The following is a 17183-nucleotide window of genomic DNA, read 5'->3' as shown; positions in this document are numbered from 1 at the left end:
TGGCGGCGGACGTTTGGAAGTGCGCAATGCTCTTTACTATGCTGCATTACCGGCAATACGCTTCGATCCTCTGCTACGCGACTTCTACAAACGCCTGACTGAAAACGGAAAACCCGGCAAGGTTGCTGTGATTGCTGTCGTCAGAAAAATGGTCACCATCCTCAATGCGAGAATGCGTGACCATTATGCTTTAATACTTGACGGCTAATACCGCTGCTTTTTTATTTCAAAAACGTAATGAAATCCGATCAGATCGTATTTCCGACAGTAATCAGAACGGTTTTGCGATCACCATGAAGACGACGATGATCATCAGAACCGTCGGTACTTCATTGAAAATGCGATAGAATTTCTGCGACTTGGTATTGGCATCCGCCTCGAACGCCCGGCGATAACGTGCCAGCATCATGTGCGAGATGGTCATCAGCACCACACAGAGCAGCTTTGCATGGAACCAACCCTGTGACAGGGCATCAATGGCAAAGACCAGATGGCCACCAAACAGCCAGGTCGCAATCATCGCCGGGTTCATGATCGCACGCAGCAAACGGCGTTCCATCACCTTGAACTTCTCGCTGGCTTCCGATCCCGGTGCCACTTCGCAGTGATAGACATAAAGCCGCGGCAGATACAGAAGACCTGCCATCCAGGCGATCACGCTGATGACATGCAGGGATTTGATAATGCTGTAGCTATCCATCTCTCTCTTCTTCTCTAAGTCTGTTGGCGTGCGGTGAGGCACCTTAACAGCAAAAAGGCCGATCCCCCAACGGAACCGGCCTCTAATGCGTCTAAGGTGTGATCTAGGCCCCGGCGGGCTTCAGACCGGGCTGCTTGGCCGCAGCACAGGAATGTTCATCCGGGCACCACCAGCCGCGTGTCTCGACGGAGGGATCATCCGCACCCTTTTCATCAAGTTCTTCCTGAGTTTGTTTTACAACCGAAACAAGCCCATTGATGAATTTAGGATGGGAGCAAACCGTGCGCACCCGCTCATAAACCGGCACATGTTTTTCATGCGCCAGCTCGCCATATTCGATGTCGAGTTCGACCAGGGTTTCCGAATGCTCGGTCACAAAGGCAATTGGGACAACGACGATAGCCTTGTTTTCCTTGCCGGCCCGCTCGATCTCGTCCTCGGTCGATGGGCCGATCCATTCCATCGGGCCGACACGGCTTTGATAGCAGACATTCCAGTCCAGCCCCTCGATCGCCATCTTCTCGACCACGGCGGCCGAGGTTTTTTCGATCTGCGACTGATAGGGATCACCGCGCTTGGTAATCACCGCTTTTGGTACGCCATGGGCGGAAAACAGGATGCGCGGCTTATCAATGCCAAGCTCACTTGCCTTGGCACACGCCCGATCATACCCCGCCTTGATCATTTCGGCCGATGCATCAACAAAGCCCGGATTGGTCGGATAGCAGCAGGCGGTCTTGATCGGGGAAGTAAGCCCAACTTTCTTGCAGGCCCGTTTCCAATCCTTGACCGACGATCCGCTGGTGGTGGTCGAAAACTGCGGATAAAGCGGCAGCAAAATCTGCTCATCCGCACCCCATGCCTTAACCTCGGCCGCGGTATCATCGGCAAACGGCTTCCAATAGCGCATGGCGATAAAGCAGCGGTTTTCGTAGCCGTCATCTTCGGAATTCAACGCCACCTGCAGGGCATCGGCCTGCTCCTGGGTCAGTTCCAGAAGCGGCGATTTTCCGCCGATATGGTCATAGATCTCGCGTGCAATCGGGGCCCGACGGCGCGAAATCAGCTTTGCCAGCAAAAACCGGAACGGATTGGGCAGGCTGATGATCGCCGGATCGTTAAACAGGTTGAACAGAAACGGCTCAACAGAAGCCGGACTATCCGGGCCACCCAGATTGAAAAGAACAATGGCGCGTTTCTTGCGCGTCGTCTCGGACATTTGGCTATCCTTCATGGCACAGCGTGTTTCAACCGGTTCCCGACAAACCGGAATGTACGTAAATCCGTCGCGCTCCGGGGCCTATTTTGGTCAAACAGGTGCGGAGCGCAACAAACTTAGCCCACTATACGCATTGAATTTTTCAATCGATTTGATTGATTTCAAAAATCACAAAATAAAATGCAGCAATTGCCGACATTTATCCTTTGTAATTCCGGATGAAGTCGACCAGCTGGCCAACATGTTCCGGCGGCGTTTCCGGGGTGATGCCATGGCCAAGGTTAAAGATGAACGGCCCTTTGCCCAGCGTATCAAGGATGCGTTTGGCTTCATCAAACATCGGATCACCGCCCGTGATCAGCAACATCGGATCAAGATTACCCTGCACTGGTCCCAGTTTCTGAAGGTTTTCAGCCACCCAGTCGAGTTTGACACCGCTATCAAGGCCAACCGCGGTCACACCGGTTTTCTGTTTGAAATCGACCAGATGCAAACCACAGCCCCGCGGGAAGCCGATAATCGGCAGATCCGGATGGACGGCACGCAAATTGGCAACGATCTGTTTGGTCGGCTCGATCACCCAGCGATTAAAGCCGGTTTCGGACAGAACCCCGCCCCAAGTTTCAAACAGCTGAATGCATTCTGCACCCGCTTCAACCTGTTTCAGCAAATATTGCGTGGTCGCCTCAATCACGATGTCGATCAGTTTGGCAAAGCCATCAGGATCGCCATAGGCAAAGCGGCGGATATTCGGGAAGTCCTTGGAGCCCTTACCCTCGACCATATAGGTCGCAACGGTCCAGGGTGCACCGGCAAAGCCGATCAGCGCTGTACTGGACGGAATGGCGCTTGAAAGCTTGGAAACCGTCTCATAGATCGGGCCAAGGGTGTCATGAATGCTATCAAGCGAAAGCTTGCCCAGGCCTGAAGCATCTCTGATGGCCTCAAGCTGTGGGCCTTCACCCTGCTTGAATGCCAAATGCTGACCCAGTGCCTGCGGTATAACGAGGATATCGGAGAACAATATCGCCGCATCGAAGTCATAGCGCCGAAGTGGCTGCAACGTAACTTCGCAGGCAAGATCGGGATTATAGCAAAGATCAAGGAACGAACCGGCCTCTGCGCGGGTTGCCTTGTATTCCGGCAAATAGCGGCCAGCCTGGCGCATCAGCCAGATCGGCGGTACGGGAAGGGTTTCACCGGCAAGGGCACGCAAGAAAGTCTTTTGGGTGTTAGGCATCTGGTTTCCTGTTTCTCTGTCCCGATCTCTTTTTTGATCTTTGGCCTGACCCGGGGCGTTCGCCCTTGCTCAGAACCGGCTTTGTTATTTCGTGAAATGTGTCCTGGGGCCTTTGCCCGAACGTTTTCCACGTTCTGCCTAACAAAACCTTATTTAATAAAAAAGGATGTTGTTTGTGAGTGGTTCCCTGTGGATAACAGGGATTAAATTTCGCGCACAGTTTATCCACATTCCGACTCGGGAAAAATGATTCATCTCAAGCGGTCTTGGGGAAAACTGTGTACGACTCCAAACGACTCTCAGACTCTGCCTTGGGAAAAGACGTTTTTAAATAACGTGGATAAGGTGAATAAGTCTGGTTTTTGCATTCTTATCCCTGTTATTACGGGAAAAAATCGGCAGTTATCCCGCTCGGGACAGAGCGTTTGAGAAAGTTTGTATGAAGGGGAGGATAAATTCTGTGGAAAAAACCGGGCCGGAGTCGCTCCCGTTATCCACAATTATCCACAGGCCCGACTCCGATCTGCTAACTTCGGGTTGCGGCAAAAATCTTATCCATCCGGTTAGTGATCGGTATTTTGAACAGCCCGTTGGGCGTTTGAACTAATTTTGAGAAATCGCTTGGCGCGCAAAAAGTGGATAAGATTCTGCTTGTGGGCCCAGTTTTTGGCCAAAGAAACGGACAGGCATGGTCGGGACGGACAAAATTTTCCATCTTCATCTGGTCTCGGACTCAACCGGGGAAACCGTCGATGGCATCGCGCGCGCCTGTGTCGCGCAGTTTCCTGATGTGCGCGCCCATGAACATGTCTGGTCGCTGATCCGAACCGACGCGCAGCTGGCCCGCGTTCTGGCCGATATCGAGCGCAATCCCGGCATCGTCCTTTATACCGTCTTTGACAGCGATATCCGTCGCAAGCTTGAAGAAGGCTGCCGCCGTCTGCAGGTGCCGCACAGCCATGTGCTTGATAATACGGTGACCATGATGGCGGGTTATCTCGGCCAACAATCCCACGGCCGAACTGGCGCGCTTCATAAAATGGACGAGGAATATTTCAGCCGGATCGAGGCGATCGATTACACGCTGTCTCATGATGACGGCCAGTCCGGTTGGGATCTGGAAGAAGCCGATGTGGTGATTGTCGGTGTCTCGCGCACCTCGAAAACACCGACCTCGGTCTATCTGGCCAACCGCGGCATCAAGACCGCCAACATTCCCTTTGTGCCGGGCTGCCCGCTGCCGCCAGAGCTTGATAAGCTTGAAAAACCGTTGGTGGTCGGCCTGATCAAGGATGTTGATCAGCTGGTCTCGATCCGAAAAAACCGTTTGCGCCAGATCGAACGCGGAGAGGGTGGGGATTACGTTGATCCGGTCGCGGTGCGCGACGAAGTTCATCAGGCCCGGCGTTACTTTACCGAACGCAGCTGGAAGATCATTAATGTGACCCGCCGATCCATCGAAGAAACCGCCGCCATCATTCTTTCGACCATGTATGACCGGCGCGGTCACTAAGCGATACGAACAGGATAAATAGATGCCCAATACCCATCGTCTTATTCTTGCCTCCAGCAGCAAGGCCCGCCATGCCATGCTGACCAATGCGGGCGTTGATTGCGAAGCCGTCGCCTCGATGATTGACGAGGATGGCTATAAACAGGCGATGAAGGCCGAAGGTGCCACTGCTGCCGAAGCCGCAGAAACGCTTGCCGAAATGAAGGCGCTGCGCATGTATCGCCAACAGCCTGACGCCATCGTCATTGCTGCCGATCAGATGCTGGAATGTAATGGCATCTGGTTTGACAAGCCAATGGACCGTGACAATACCCGCGCGCAGCTTCTGGCCCTTCGCGGTAAAAGCCACAAGCTGGTTTCGGCCGCAGTTATATATAAAGAGGGATCTCGCATCTGGGGCACGATCGATACCGCCCATCTGACCGTGCGCAACTTCACCGATGAATGGCTTGAGGAATATCTCGATGCGGCCGGTGAAGAGATCTATCACTGTGTTGGCGGCTATCAGCTTGAAGGCCTGGGCGCGCAGCTCTTTACCGAGGTTCGCGGCGATTACTTCACCGTCCTTGGCATGCCGCTTTTGCCCCTGATTGGCTTCTTGCGCGATCATGGTGTTCTAAAAGCATAGAAAAAACAAACAGATAATAAGCATTCAGGCAGGAAACATCCTTCATGACCCCGCGTAATCCCTATCGCACGCTTTCTGGAACATCGCGCCTTGCCGGTGTGATGGGCTGGCCGGTCTCGCATTCGAAATCACCGCGCCTGCATGGTTATTGGCTGGCGAAATACGGCATTGATGGCTGCTATATGCCGCTCCCCGTGGAGCCGGAAAACTTTCAGGCCGCTTTGATTTCCTTGCGTAATCTGGGTTTTTCCGGGGTCAATGTCACCATTCCGCAAAAGGAGATGGCGATGCCCGAATGTGACGAGCTTTCTGATCGGGCGCGCCGCATCGGGGCGGTCAATACCGTCACCTTCTCCAAGGATGGCCGGATGTGGGGGGATAACACTGATGGCTATGGCTTTATTGAAAACCTGCGCCAGGAAGCCCCGGATATTGCCTTTGCCTCTGGCCCAGCCGTCGTGCTTGGCGCTGGCGGGGCCTGCCGCGCGGTTTTGGTCGCTTTGCTTGATGAAGGCAGCCCGGAAATCCGGCTTGCCAACCGCACACGCAAACGCGCCGAGGATCTCGCCAAGGAAATCAATGATCCACGGATCAAGGTCGTTGACTGGCCGCTCGCACCCGAAGCCGTCGCCGGGGCGTCACTTGTCGTCAATACCACCAGTCTTGGCATGGTTGGTCAGCCGAAGCTTGAAATTGATCTGGCCGGCTTGCCGCAAACAGCCCTTGTCACGGATATTGTCTATGCGCCGCTGATGACTGATCTTTTGCTGCAGGCCAAGGAACGCGGCAATCCGATTGTTGATGGTCTGGGCATGTTGCTCCATCAGGCGCGACCGGGTTTCCATCGCTGGTTCGGGATTGATCCGGAAGTCACCCAGGAACTGCGCGACTTCGTTCTTTCTCCTGATTAAGTATATGTTGGTGATCCTATCATGAAAATTCTTGGGCTGACTGGCTCTATCGGCATGGGCAAATCAACCGCGGCGGCGATGTTTCGTCACCTTGGCGTGCCGGTCCATGATGCCGATGCCGCGACCCATGAATTGATGGCGCCAGATGGTTTGGCCTTTGATCCGATTGCCAAGGCCTTTCCCGATGTGATCAAGGATGGCCGGATTGACCGCCAGGCATTGGGCAAGATTGCCTTTGCCGATCCGGCTGTTCTCAAAAAGCTTGAAACCATCCTGCATCCTTTGGTGCGTACGGCCGAAATCCGGTTTCTTGCCAAACAGCAGCGTTTGGGTCGCAAAATGGTTGTTCTCGACATCCCGCTTTTATACGAAACCGCGGGTGAAAAGCGCTGTGATCGTGTTGCGGTTGTGTACGCCCCGGGGTTTATTCAACGCCAACGTGTTCTTTCGCGACAGGGGATGACGGACGCAAAATTTTCCGCCATTCTGTCCAAACAGATGCCCGATATCGAAAAGCGCAAGCGTGCAGATTTCATCATCCCGACAGGTTTGGGACGTGCGGTCACTTTTCAATATATTCAGGGCATTATTGACCAACTGAGTTGATCACTGGATCCAGAATAGATGCGTGAGATTGTCCTCGATACCGAGACCACCGGCCTTGATCCCTATGCCGACCACAGGCTTGTTGAAATTGGCTGTATCGAACTGATCAATCACATGCCGACGGGCCGTCAGTACCACCAATATATCAATCCCGAACGCCCGATGCCCAAAGAGGCATTTGACGTTCACGGTCTTGGTGATGACTTCCTGAAAGATCAGCCGGTCTTTGCCGAGGTTGCTGATGATTTCGTTGAATTCATTGGCGAAGATTCGGTTCTGGTCATTCACAATGCCAGCTTTGATATGAAGTTCCTGAATGCGGAACTCGAATGGCTCAATAAGCCGCGCATTGCCATGGAACGTGCCCTTGATACGGTGCAAATGGCGCGCAAGAAATTCCCGGGCTCTCCGGTCAGTCTCGATGCGCTCTGCCGTCGTTTCAAGATCGACAACTCCAACCGTACGCTTCACGGGGCCCTGCTTGACTCCGATCTTCTGGCTCAGGTTTATCTTGAACTTCTGGGCGGGCGTCAGCACGGCCTGTCACTTGATCCCAATGCGCTAAATGGCGATCAGGAGGATGAAAATGCCGGTCGGCGCATTCTCGGGCCCCGGGGCAATCGGCTTGAACCGAGACCACATGTTATCAGCGAAGAAGAACTCGCCGCCCACCGGGCCTATGTTGAGGCCAAGGTCAAAGACGCCCTTTGGCTGGCAAAGCAAGAGGCATAATATGGGAAAATGGCAGTGGCCTTCATTGCGTTTTCCAAAATTGCATTTCCGAGTATGTGACCAAGTCCTTTTTGCAGCATTGCTATTTGAAGCTGTTTTAAACTTCATTCCTGCAAGTGTGTTGGCGCAGGAAGGCAGCGGTAAATCGCCACCTGCAAACACATCGTTTGATGGGACCTACGTTATTCATCTTTCCGAAAGTGCGCGTGTGCGTTCTTCGGCTAGGCCGGAACCGGGTTATTTCGACACGCTTGCGATTGAGCTGTTCGTCAAGGCGGGGATTAAGGTCGAGATCATGCCTCAAATGCCCTGGAAACGGCAGTTGGAATTGGCTGAACGCGAAACCGGCCATGTGATTTATCCCACCACCAGGATTGATTATCGCGAAGACCTTTTCCAATGGGTGGGGCCGGTCAGTCGCACCTTCTGGAACCTTTATGGTTTTACCGATAGTGGCTGGGCGGATATGGATTTTAAGACGCTGTTACGCGATGCTCGCATCGGTGTGCTGTTGGGTTCGGCGCGCGAATCCTATTTGCGTGAACGCGGGGCCAAACAATTGATCATGGTGCCGCGCGAAGAACTTCTGTTGCCAATGATGATGGCGGGACGCGTTGATTTGATAGCGATTGGCGGCAATATCCTGCGCCATTATGTAGATGAAGCACGCGAAGAAGACCCTGGCATTCCCGACATTTCTGGCGCTGCACCCTATCGGATTTGTTATCTCTACATCGCGATCAGTGGCGCTGTCCCAGAAGGGGATGTTAAAAAGCTGCAAGCCCAGCTTGATACCTTTAAGCGGGACGGCTTCTTTGTTGAAAATCGCGGCACACACGGACTTTCAACCAATCTCGACAGCTCGTTTTTAAAAGCAATGCTTAACCTCGATAATAACGGGATCAGCTGCGTCGATGTTGACCGGGTTGGCCCGTAAGATCACAACATTCAGCAATCAAACTTCATCGCCAGCCCATCTTGAGAAACGGGATCAGGATGATTTAACACATTGCCAAACAATAATATTGTCGATGAACGTGCTGGATCTGGGACGGGCGTGGTTGCGCGAAAAGGTCGGACACGGCAATATGCCGCGAACATTCCTTGGGTGACCGGGCTGTTGCAAATGGCTGATATCGAACAAACGATACCGCTTGGCGCAGTTGGGCCGCGCCGACTGCATATCGTTCTGGTGGATGACAAGTAAAAGACCCAATAAGCGACGCCGCACCATCACGGAGGATGAAAAGACCCTGTGGGAGGTCTTTACCCGTGACGTCAAACCCTTGCGCAATAAAAGGCGCAAGGGCAGCGATGACGATATGGCCGCATCAGACGATGAAATCCATACCAGCGATACCGCCATCACTCTGCCCGACAATCTGGGCGACAAGCTTGAACAGTCCGAACAAAGTCGGGCTGCCCGCAATTTGCCGTCTGCGCGCCATGCGGATCGGGGCCCACAGATCAAGAACCGCGCACTTGCTGAACTGAAACCCGGTGTCACCGACGGTATTGATCGTTCGACCGCCAACAAGTTTCAGAAGGGCAAGATGTCGATTGACGGGCGCATTGACCTGCATGGCATGACCCAGGAGGTCGCGCATAATGCGCTCAACGCCTTTATCGAGGATAGCTGGCGTGCCGGGAAACGTTGCGTTCTCGTAATAACCGGCAAGGGATCGCGCGCTGATGAATATGGCCGCACCGGCCTGTTGCGCGAACGCACACCGCAATGGCTCAGCGCACCGCGTCTGCGCAATCGCATCCTTGCCATCAATCAGGCCCAAATCCAGCACGGCGGGGCCGGGGCCTTTTATGTTTTGTTGAAACGGAGACGCCCGTGACACCTTTTGGCAATCGCATCAGGGAACTCCGGGCGCGTAACAACGTCACACTAACCGACATGGCAACGGCGTTGCAGCTGTCACCGGCCTATCTGTCCGCCCTTGAACACGGCCATCGCGGCCGGCCAAGCCCGGGTCTGGTGCAGCAAATCTGTGGTTATTTCAATCTTGTCTGGGACGAGGTCGATGACATCAAACGCTTGGCCCAACTTTCCCACCCCAAGGTGACGGTCGATACCGCCGGCCTCGAGCCCGCGGCGACCGAACTCGCCAACCTGCTGTCGGAACGGATTGCCGGGCTTAGTGACGATCAGCTTGATCGTATGCTTGAAATCGTGCGTGAACGCCCGGCTTAGGGCCGCGTTTTCCTCATTCTCAACGCTATATTTCCGTAACTGTTGACTGGAATTGCTGTAATCAGGCAGGAAAATCGTGTTTTTTGTACAACTCAGGCAGCAAAATAGGCGATTTCGTCGAATCACGGTTTGACTATTGCGATTTTCGAGGGTATCAATCGGTGGTGTTTCGATCCAGAAACATGAAAAGACCTGCCTTTCTTGCAACTCCAAGGTTTTTGATCCGTCCGCACGCACCAGCAAATGCCTGAGCGCCTTGCCTGACGGTCAACCGCACATCTCTTTTCTATCTCCCTAAAATCTTCGCCCTTTCGGCAACCACAGATCATTAAACGCACATATGCATCTTCAGGACCTTAAAAAGAAATCTCCGACCGAGCTGCTTGCCCTGTCAGAGGAACTCGAAATCGAAAATGCCAGCACGCTCCGCAAACAGGAGCTGATGTTTGCCATCCTCAAGCAGCTGGCCGAGAACGACCATGCCATCTTTGGCGAAGGTGTTCTTGAAGTGCTGCCCGATGGTTTCGGCTTCCTGCGTAGCCCGGAGGCAAACTATCTTGCCGGCCCAGACGACATTTATGTCAGTCCGAGCCAGGTGCGCCGTTTTGGTCTGCGCACCGGTGATACGGTCGAAGGCCAGATCCGTTCGCCGAAAGAGGGCGAGCGTTATTTCGCGCTGCTGAAAGTCGACAAGGTTAACTTCGATGCGCCGGAAAAAGTCCGTCATCGCATCAACTTTGACAACCTGACCCCGCTTTATCCTGATCAGCCGCTGCATATGGAGCGTGAGTCCGATCAGGAAGGTACGAACAAAGATACTACCAACCGCGTCATCGAACTGGTTTCGCCGCTTGGTAAAGGTCAACGTGCCCTGATCGTCGCACCGCCGCGCACCGGTAAAACCGTGATGCTGCAAAACATTGCGCACGCGATCGAGGAAAACCACCCGGAAGCCTATCTGATCGTTCTTCTGATTGACGAACGCCCGGAAGAAGTGACCGACATGGACCGTTCGGTAAAAGGCGAAGTCATCAGCTCGACCTTTGATGAACCGGCCCAGCGTCACGTTCAGGTTACTGAAATGGTTCTCGAAAAGGCCAAACGCCTGGTCGAGCACAAGCATGACGTTGTCATTCTGCTGGACTCCATTACCCGTCTGGCACGTGCCTATAACACCGTGGTGCCGAGCTCGGGCAAGGTCCTGACCGGTGGTGTTGATGCCAATGCGCTTCAGCGTCCGAAACGCTTCTTTGGTGCCGCGCGTAACATCGAAGAGGGCGGGTCTTTGACCATCATCGCAACCGCGCTCATCGATACCGGTTCGCGCATGGACGAGGTCATCTTTGAAGAATTCAAAGGGACCGGTAACTCCGAACTGGTTCTGGATCGCAAACTGTCTGACAAGCGTATCTTCCCGGCGATTGATATCCTCAAATCGGGGACCCGTAAGGAAGAACTTCTCGTCGACAAGGGCGTCCTGTCCAAGATGTGGGTGCTGCGTCGTATCCTCAACCCGATGGGTCCGCAGGACGCGATGGAATTCCTGCTTGGCAAGCTCAAGGGCACCAAGAACAACGACGACTTCTTCGATTCCATGAATGGCTAACGCCACTCTGGCCTGATCGGCCTGATGATATGGATCGATCCAAAAATGAACGGGGCCCCAAGACGGGCCCCGTTTTTATTTCAATATCGAAATAATGCCGGTTTCGCGGCTATCCAAGCGCCAAAACCACCTCTGCTACATCCCCACCCAGTTTCTGTCGTTCGACACGCGCATCGCCTGGCTCAATGCTGAAACTGTCATCGCTTAGCTGCAGGCCGATATGGTACGTGCCGTAATTCAGCGTGATCGCAAGGGTATGGGCGGTGGTGATTTCACAGACCACCGTTTCATTGGCCTCAAGCCGGTTGGGCGGGCCGCTTTGCCAGCCATCCTTGGGTGCAAGGCCGCTTAGATGCAGGGGACCATCACTGTCGTTTCGCAAGGTCAGTTTCAGGCGGATATCCTGTGACATTGTCGACGTCTCCCGATAAATGAGCGCGCATCAACGGGCTTGATAGTAGCGCGTTTGTCGCAGTTTTTCATGGCTTTGCATGATTTTCATCGGGCCGGGCGGATGAAGGCTTGAAACAGCGCAAAAGCCGTGTGAATCTGGCTCTTCCGTTCACGACCGTATTGCGCTTTATGCAGCTTTTACTCAAATCCGTTGATTTCGCCGCCCGCGCCCATCGCGACCAGCGTCGCAAAGGGGCCGCACAGGAACCCTATATCAATCACCCGATCGAGGTTTCCCGCCTGATTGTCGAATGCGAACCCGGCACGGACGAGGATATTCTATGTGCTGCCGTTCTGCATGACGTGATCGAGGATTGCGGTGCGACACGCGATGAAATCGCTGCCTGCTTTAACGAAATCGTGGCCGATATCGTGCTTGAGGTCAGTGATGACAAGGCCCTGCCACGCGATGAACGTAAGGCAAAGCAGATCGAAACCGCCCCAAGCCTCACCAACGGTGCCAAACTGGTGCGTTTGGCCGACAAGGTCGCCAATGTCGGCGCGATGCTGACCGACACGCCGATTGGCTGGGATGAAAAACAGATCCTCGCCTATGTCGACTGGGCCGAAGCCGTGGTTGCCCCGTGCCGGGTCGTCAGCGACGGCCTGTCAGAACGCTTTGATGCCATCGCACGCGATGTGCGGGTCTTCCACGAAAAATAAAACCCGGCAAACCAAAAGCTTACCGGGATTCTAAAGGCGTTTTAGCGTTTCAGCTTCAACGTTATTTAACGTAGGTATCCGGGAAGGGCAGCTGTTCAACCGCGCGCCAATCCGGCGTCACATAGTTGATGATCAGGGACTTGCGGATGCCCGGAATGTTGCGCTTTTCAAAGCCGTGCCAGGTATTGTCGGCCGGAACAAAGATCAGGGCTGAATTCGGCTTGAACGGAGATGCGCCGACATGGGTGTCAGCATCCTTGTAGATATCGGTACCAAGTTTCTCGTGACCTGGTTCGTCTGACAGATACAGCAACATCGTAAAGCGCTTTACGCCGATATCAGTGTGCGGCTGCAGCCAGAAACCGTCGCGATCCTGGGCAAATTCAAGGCGAATGCGCGAATCACGGAGATCCGCGCCAAAGACTTCCTCGACCGTGTCGACAACTTCGCGGGAATGGAAGGCCTCCGCAATATCGTTGGCAGCATCAAATTTGCTGATCGTTTCTTTATCGAAATAACGTCGGCTTGAATTGTTCGCTTCGCGCGTGCCGGCATCATCCACTTCAAGAAAAGGCGCATCAATCGGAAGCGCACAGACGGCCTTGGCGTAGCCTTCCGGCAAAACGTCTTCAAGGAACCAGTGCTGATAAGGGTCCTGGTAGGTTTTCGCCGATTTGAAGGCGGCAATGACAGAATCTTGAACTTTTGAAACAGACATCACACAGGTTCCGGTAAAGAAAAGGCACAAAAAAAGCCGATAGCGCAATGTATCGGCTTTTTTATGAAGTGTCCTATCCTTTTCGCGTCAGGATTGACGCAAAATCAGACCGTAAAGACAATCGAACCGTTGGTTTTGCGGCTTTCAAGGTCGTCATGGGCCTTGGCGGCATCGGCGAGCGGGTAGGTCGCGGTGATGTCGATGGTGACGATGCCTGATTTGAGCACATCAAACAGCTCACCGGCACTCGCAAGAAGCTCTTCGCGGGTGGCGTTATAGTGGAAGATGCTCGGCCGGGTCAGGAAATAGGCGCCCGGGGCAAGTTGGGCGAGGGACACCGGCGGAACGGCACCGGATGACTGACCGAAGCTGACCATCATGCCAAGACGCTTGAGGCATTTAAGCGAGTCATCAAAGGTGTCTTTACCAACCGAATCATAAACAACTTCAACGCCTTGGCCATTGGTGATTTCCTTGACGCGCTCGGAGACGACCTCTTCGCGATACAGGATCGGGTAATCGCAGCCCTTGGCCTTGCCGATTTCGGCTTTTTCCTTTGATCCCACCGTGCCGATCACAGTCGCACCCAGATGCTTGGCCCACTGGCAGACGATCTGGCCAACACCGCCAGCGGCGGCATGGATCAGGATGGTGTCGCCTTTTTTGACGTTATAGGTGCGGCGCAGAAGGTACTGCGCGGTCATGCCCTGCAGCATCGCAGCCGCAGCCAGTTCGAAACTGACATCATCAGGGATCTTGACCAGACCCTTGGCCGGCATCACGCGTGCCTCGGCATAGGCGCCAAGCGGCTGTGCGGCATAGGCCACCCGATCACCAACCGCCAGATCCGTCACACCCGGACCAATTTCTTCAATGATACCAGCACCTTCCAGACCAAGGCCTGACGGCATGCTGGGTGCCGGATACACGCCGGAACGGAAATAGATATCGATATAGTTGAGGCCAACGGCCTTTTGCGCCAGGCGCACTTCGCCTTCGCCCGGCGTGCCAACGTCAACATCTTCGAATTTCAGGACATCGCTGCCGCCGGTTTCGTAAAATCGGAATGCTTTGGTCATGGAAGACCTCCCTTGATGCGTTATTCAACGCGTGTTTGATCAATGGCCGGAGTGTAGGGCAGAAGCCTTTGATTTGCAGCAGGCGAAGTTATGTATTTCGCAGAGTAGAAATGCGGGTCGCCAGACCGGCCAACCAAAAGCCGCCTAAAGATCGAAACTGCCCTGATCACTGCCAAGCGGAAGGTCCACACCCTCGATTTTTAAAAGCGTGCGCTTGGTTTCAAGCCCGCCCTGGCCGGAATAGCCGCCCGGTTTGTCACCTGACGCCAGAACACGGTGACAGGGGATGATGATCGGGATCGGGTTAAGGCCACAGGCCGTGCCAACCGACTGAAATGCCTTCGGCGATCCGGCCACGGTTGCCAAGTCCTTATAGGTCGCGGTTTTGCCCGCCGGGATCTGACACATCGCATCCCAGACCGCCTTTTGGAAATCCGTGCCATCCGGGGCGAGGGGCAAATCAAAGCGGGTCAGCTGACCTGCGAAATAGGCAGTCAGCTGCTTTTTGGCTTCTTCCAGCACGGCTGTGCTTTCAATTTCATCAACAAATCCCCAATCAAGTGCAACGATTTGATCTTCAAATGCGAAAACCGTGATTGCACCGACAGGTGTGTTGATCGAGATTTGCGGCATGGCGGTGGCTTTCATAAAGGCGACGCTAAGAGCACAGACGTGTTATGCCGCCTTGGTTGGCAAATCGGCAAGCAGGCTGGTCAGATCCTCGACACTTGTCACGGGGGCGGAGCAGAGCGGGCCTTGGCAGACATAGGCGGTTTCCTTGCCGTCAATCGCGGTTTTGCCCTGGGCCGGATGACCATCGGGCAGGGGATCACCGTCTGACAGGATCGTAATCGCCCGATTTGGCAGATAGCAGCCAAAAATGGCACGCCGCATATCAAGATAGGTCTGGCTGCGGTCGTTCGCGATCAGAACGATCTGCACCGGATTTTGCAGCATTTCAGCCGCCATCAGAAGGCCCGGCATATTGGGGAACTGCTCGCCAATGCGGCCGCTAAAGGCCGAAAGCGTAATCTCTGCCTGATCGCGATATTTGGTCTCACCCGTGAGGGCAAAAAGCCGGGCAAGGTTTTGCGCCATGATCGCATTGCCCGAAGGTACGGCATTATCCATGAAGGGTTTCTGGCGCACCATCAGGTCGCTGGCATCCGATGCCGACTGGAAATAACCGCCTTGGGCATCGGCAAACAGGGTTTCGACCATGTCCGACCAGCGGATGGCCTCATTCAGATAGGCATCCTCGCCAAAGCATTCATAAAGCCTGAGGGCTGCGCGGATCATATGCGCGTAATCTTCAAGCATCCCGGCATGCTGCACGCGACCATCGCGGTAGCTGTGCAGGAAGCGGTCGCCCTCCATCAGGGTATTGGTCACAAAGCCATAAACAAGCTTGGCATAATCGAGCCAATCGGCGCGGTGGAAGGTCATGGCGGCCTCGGCAAAGGCCGCAATCGTCATGGCGTTCCAGTCGGTCAGCGCCTTGTCATCCCAGCCCGGACGAAAGCGTTTGGCACGTTCTGCCAGAAGCTTGGCACGAAGCTCCGCCAGCTTTTCCTCGGTCGCGTCATCAGAAAGTGTCAGCCCCGATGCGGTGCGGTTGAGGATAGTGTGGCCTTCCCAATTGCCGTCTTTTGATACGTCATAGAATTTCTTGAACAGATCGGCATCCGCCCCAAGGATCTGGTCAATCTCGGTTTCCGACCAGACATAGAACTTGCCTTCGACGCCCTCGCTGTCGGCGTCCAGGCTTGCAGTAAAGGCGCCACCGGGAATGCGCATTTCGCGCAGGATCCAGGTAATGGTTTCCTCGACCCGTTTGGCATAAAGCGGATTGGGATCGACCCGCCAGACATCGCACAAAAGATCAATCAGCTGGGCATTGTCATAAAGCATCTTTTCGAAATGCGGCACCAGCCACTGGTCATCAACCGCATAGCGGGCAAAACCGCCACCAAGATGATCATAAATCCCGCCCTGACACATGCGATCAAGGCTGTGCTTGGCGATGCGCTTGAGCTCATTGTCATCGGTACGCACACCAGTGCGCCAGATAAAGGACAGCAGGCTCGGCTGCGGGAATTTCGGCGCGCCCGACGTGCCGCCATTTTGCCCATCCATGATCTGCAAACAGCCATGGCCGCAACGATCAATCATCTCAAGGCTTGGGATAGAGCCGACCGTGGCGCGGTTCATCTTGATCAGCGCATTGGAAATCTGGCTGACATTGTGGCGCACATCATCGGGTTTTTCGGCGTAAATCCTGGAGACAGTCTTCAGTACATCACCAAATCCCGGCCGGCCATAGCGCGCTTCTTTGGGGAAATAGGTCCCGCCCCAGAACGGTTCGCCATCAGGGGTCAGGAACATGGTCAGCGGCCAGCCACCCTGTTGGCCCAGAAGCGCCAGCGCATTCTGATAGAGCGCATCTAGGTCCGGGCGTTCTTCGCGGTCGAGCTTGATGTTGATGAACAGGTCATTCATCAGCGCTGCGATGCCATCATCCTCAAAGCTTTCATGCGCCATGACGTGACACCAGTGGCACGCAGCATAGCCAACCGAAAGCAGGATCGGCTTGTTCGCGGCCTTGGCGGCGGCAAGGACCTCGCTGCTCCAGGGCTGCCAATGCACCGGATTGTCGCGATGCTGAACGAGATAAGGGCTTGTTTCCGAACCAAGATTGTTACGTGCGATATTCATTCTGTGTCCTGTGCCCGATGCGCATTTTATCGGCCATCGGTGCTTTTATTGTTCATGGCTGTCGTTTTCATCAAGCCTAGCCGACATGGGCAAAATAACAAGGGATCCGAGAGTGTTAGGGGGCAAATTTCACTAATTCTTGATTATCGTGGATGCAATTGCGATAAATCATGGCAAATGACGTGTTTTCGATTAGG

19 protein-coding genes and 1 pseudogene are annotated in these 17183 nt (G+C 54.3%); 12 read left to right on the top strand and 8 right to left on the bottom strand.

Features of this window, described 5'->3' with window-relative positions:
• Positions 1 to 208, top strand: a pseudogene (locus UF64_RS20695) (IS110 family transposase); the annotation flags it as partial.
• Between the two features lie 63 nt (positions 209 to 271).
• Here the strand turns inward: UF64_RS20695 and hemJ are convergent.
• The 3 genes from hemJ to hemE form a co-directional block, all read right to left on the bottom strand.
• On the bottom strand, positions 272 to 700 hold the full coding sequence (hemJ, locus tag UF64_RS17740) for a protoporphyrinogen oxidase HemJ (RefSeq protein ID WP_044829906.1): 429 nt from the start codon (positions 698 to 700) through the stop codon (positions 272 to 274).
• A 103-nt stretch (positions 701 to 803) separates the two neighbouring features.
• Positions 804 to 1919: a ferrochelatase gene (gene hemH / locus UF64_RS17735; RefSeq protein WP_044829973.1), complete on the bottom strand. Its 1116-nt coding sequence runs from the start codon at positions 1917 to 1919 to the stop codon at positions 804 to 806.
• 199 nt (positions 1920 to 2118) lie between these two features.
• Positions 2119 to 3159 carry a uroporphyrinogen decarboxylase gene (hemE, locus tag UF64_RS17730; RefSeq protein ID WP_044829905.1) on the bottom strand — a complete coding sequence of 347 codons (1041 nt, stop codon included), beginning with the start codon at positions 3157 to 3159 and terminating at the stop codon, positions 2119 to 2121.
• A 688-nt stretch (positions 3160 to 3847) separates the two neighbouring features.
• Here hemE and UF64_RS17725 point away from each other — a divergent pair.
• From UF64_RS17725 to rho, 10 genes are all read left to right on the top strand, one after another.
• Positions 3848 to 4672, top strand: a complete 825-nt coding sequence (locus tag UF64_RS17725; RefSeq protein ID WP_044829904.1) for a pyruvate, water dikinase regulatory protein — start codon at positions 3848 to 3850, stop codon at positions 4670 to 4672.
• A 22-nt stretch (positions 4673 to 4694) separates the two neighbouring features.
• Positions 4695 to 5300, top strand: coding sequence for a nucleoside triphosphate pyrophosphatase (locus UF64_RS17720; RefSeq protein ID WP_044829903.1), 606 nt, complete (start codon positions 4695 to 4697; stop codon positions 5298 to 5300).
• A gap of 44 nt (positions 5301 to 5344) precedes the next feature.
• Complete coding sequence (locus UF64_RS17715; protein ID WP_044829902.1) at positions 5345 to 6211, top strand: shikimate dehydrogenase; 867 nt, start codon at positions 5345 to 5347, stop codon at positions 6209 to 6211.
• Between the two features lie 21 nt (positions 6212 to 6232).
• Positions 6233 to 6817, top strand: coding sequence for a dephospho-CoA kinase (coaE, locus tag UF64_RS17710; protein WP_044829901.1), 585 nt, complete (start codon positions 6233 to 6235; stop codon positions 6815 to 6817).
• An 18-nt stretch (positions 6818 to 6835) separates the two neighbouring features.
• Positions 6836 to 7549: a DNA polymerase III subunit epsilon gene (gene dnaQ, locus UF64_RS17705; protein WP_044829900.1), complete on the top strand. Its 714-nt coding sequence runs from the start codon at positions 6836 to 6838 to the stop codon at positions 7547 to 7549.
• Position 7550: 1 nt separating this feature from the next.
• Positions 7551 to 8486: an ABC transporter substrate-binding protein gene (locus UF64_RS17700; RefSeq protein WP_044829899.1), complete on the top strand. Its 936-nt coding sequence runs from the start codon at positions 7551 to 7553 to the stop codon at positions 8484 to 8486.
• Between the two features lie 72 nt (positions 8487 to 8558).
• Entirely contained in the window at positions 8559 to 8756 is a 198-nt protein-coding gene (locus UF64_RS20810; protein ID WP_044829898.1) for a hypothetical protein, read from the top strand.
• Positions 8746 to 9396 carry a Smr/MutS family protein gene (locus UF64_RS17690; protein ID WP_044829897.1) on the top strand — a complete coding sequence of 217 codons (651 nt, stop codon included), beginning with the start codon at positions 8746 to 8748 and terminating at the stop codon, positions 9394 to 9396. Before UF64_RS20810 ends, UF64_RS17690 begins: the two co-directional genes overlap by 11 nt.
• Positions 9393 to 9752 carry a helix-turn-helix domain-containing protein gene (locus UF64_RS17685; RefSeq protein WP_044829896.1) on the top strand — a complete coding sequence of 120 codons (360 nt, stop codon included), beginning with the start codon at positions 9393 to 9395 and terminating at the stop codon, positions 9750 to 9752. The genes UF64_RS17690 and UF64_RS17685 overlap by 4 nt, the downstream gene beginning before the upstream one ends.
• A 340-nt stretch (positions 9753 to 10092) precedes the next feature.
• The gene (rho, locus tag UF64_RS17680; protein ID WP_044829895.1) at positions 10093 to 11358 is read left to right on the top strand and encodes a transcription termination factor Rho; all 1266 of its coding nucleotides are present in this window, start codon (positions 10093 to 10095) and stop codon (positions 11356 to 11358) included.
• A gap of 109 nt (positions 11359 to 11467) precedes the next feature.
• On the opposite strand, the gene UF64_RS17675 is transcribed toward rho, so the two are convergent.
• The gene (locus tag UF64_RS17675) at positions 11468 to 11770 is read right to left on the bottom strand and encodes a hypothetical protein (RefSeq protein ID WP_044829894.1); all 303 of its coding nucleotides are present in this window, start codon (positions 11768 to 11770) and stop codon (positions 11468 to 11470) included.
• A 110-nt stretch (positions 11771 to 11880) separates the two neighbouring features.
• Here UF64_RS17675 and UF64_RS17670 point away from each other — a divergent pair, with 110 nt between their 5' ends.
• Positions 11881 to 12474 (top strand): HD domain-containing protein, encoded by a 594-nt coding sequence (locus tag UF64_RS17670; protein ID WP_235285140.1) that lies wholly within the window; start codon positions 11881 to 11883, stop codon positions 12472 to 12474.
• Positions 12475 to 12535: 61 nt separating this feature from the next.
• On the opposite strand, the gene UF64_RS17665 is transcribed toward UF64_RS17670, so the two are convergent.
• From UF64_RS17665 to UF64_RS17650, 4 genes are all read right to left on the bottom strand, one after another.
• On the bottom strand, positions 12536 to 13192 hold the full coding sequence (locus UF64_RS17665) for a 2OG-Fe(II) oxygenase (protein ID WP_044829893.1): 657 nt from the start codon (positions 13190 to 13192) through the stop codon (positions 12536 to 12538).
• A gap of 104 nt (positions 13193 to 13296) precedes the next feature.
• Entirely contained in the window at positions 13297 to 14271 is a 975-nt protein-coding gene (locus UF64_RS17660; protein ID WP_044829892.1) for a quinone oxidoreductase, read from the bottom strand.
• 144 nt (positions 14272 to 14415) lie between these two features.
• Positions 14416 to 14904, bottom strand: coding sequence for a methylated-DNA--[protein]-cysteine S-methyltransferase (locus UF64_RS17655; RefSeq protein ID WP_044829971.1), 489 nt, complete (start codon positions 14902 to 14904; stop codon positions 14416 to 14418).
• A gap of 42 nt (positions 14905 to 14946) precedes the next feature.
• On the bottom strand, positions 14947 to 16986 hold the full coding sequence (locus UF64_RS17650) for a thioredoxin domain-containing protein (protein WP_044829891.1): 2040 nt from the start codon (positions 16984 to 16986) through the stop codon (positions 14947 to 14949).
• Positions 16987 to 17183 lie beyond the last annotated feature (197 nt).

The organism is Thalassospira sp. HJ (assembly GCF_000948415.1).
In the GTDB taxonomy this organism is placed as follows: domain Bacteria; phylum Pseudomonadota; class Alphaproteobacteria; order Rhodospirillales; family Thalassospiraceae; genus Thalassospira.
The sequence above is the reverse complement of the archived record's forward strand: the minus strand, read 5'-3'. Positions and strand labels throughout refer to the sequence as shown.

Bases quoted from the DNA above. Each gene is read 5' to 3' on its own strand.
- hemJ (WP_044829906.1), bottom strand. From the start codon at position 700: ATGGATAGCTACAGCATTATCAAATCCCTGCATGTCATCAGCGTGATC.
- hemH (WP_044829973.1), bottom strand. From the start codon at position 1,919: ATGTCCGAGACGACGCGCAAGAAACGCGCCATTGTTCTTTTCAATCTG.
- hemE (WP_044829905.1), bottom strand. From the start codon at position 3,159: ATGCCTAACACCCAAAAGACTTTCTTGCGTGCCCTTGCCGGTGAAACC.
- UF64_RS17725 (WP_044829904.1), top strand. From the start codon at position 3,848: ATGGTCGGGACGGACAAAATTTTCCATCTTCATCTGGTCTCGGACTCA.
- UF64_RS17720 (WP_044829903.1), top strand. From the start codon at position 4,695: ATGCCCAATACCCATCGTCTTATTCTTGCCTCCAGCAGCAAGGCCCGC.
- UF64_RS17715 (WP_044829902.1), top strand. From the start codon at position 5,345: ATGACCCCGCGTAATCCCTATCGCACGCTTTCTGGAACATCGCGCCTT.
- coaE (WP_044829901.1), top strand. From the start codon at position 6,233: ATGAAAATTCTTGGGCTGACTGGCTCTATCGGCATGGGCAAATCAACC.
- dnaQ (WP_044829900.1), top strand. From the start codon at position 6,836: ATGCGTGAGATTGTCCTCGATACCGAGACCACCGGCCTTGATCCCTAT.
- UF64_RS17700 (WP_044829899.1), top strand. From the start codon at position 7,551: ATGGGAAAATGGCAGTGGCCTTCATTGCGTTTTCCAAAATTGCATTTC.
- UF64_RS17690 (WP_044829897.1), top strand. From the start codon at position 8,746: ATGACAAGTAAAAGACCCAATAAGCGACGCCGCACCATCACGGAGGAT.
- rho (WP_044829895.1), top strand. From the start codon at position 10,093: ATGCATCTTCAGGACCTTAAAAAGAAATCTCCGACCGAGCTGCTTGCC.
- UF64_RS17675 (WP_044829894.1), bottom strand. From the start codon at position 11,770: ATGTCACAGGATATCCGCCTGAAACTGACCTTGCGAAACGACAGTGAT.
- UF64_RS17665 (WP_044829893.1), bottom strand. From the start codon at position 13,192: ATGTCTGTTTCAAAAGTTCAAGATTCTGTCATTGCCGCCTTCAAATCG.
- UF64_RS17660 (WP_044829892.1), bottom strand. From the start codon at position 14,271: ATGACCAAAGCATTCCGATTTTACGAAACCGGCGGCAGCGATGTCCTG.
- UF64_RS17655 (WP_044829971.1), bottom strand. From the start codon at position 14,904: ATGCCGCAAATCTCGATCAACACACCTGTCGGTGCAATCACGGTTTTC.
- UF64_RS17650 (WP_044829891.1), bottom strand. From the start codon at position 16,986: ATGAATATCGCACGTAACAATCTTGGTTCGGAAACAAGCCCTTATCTC.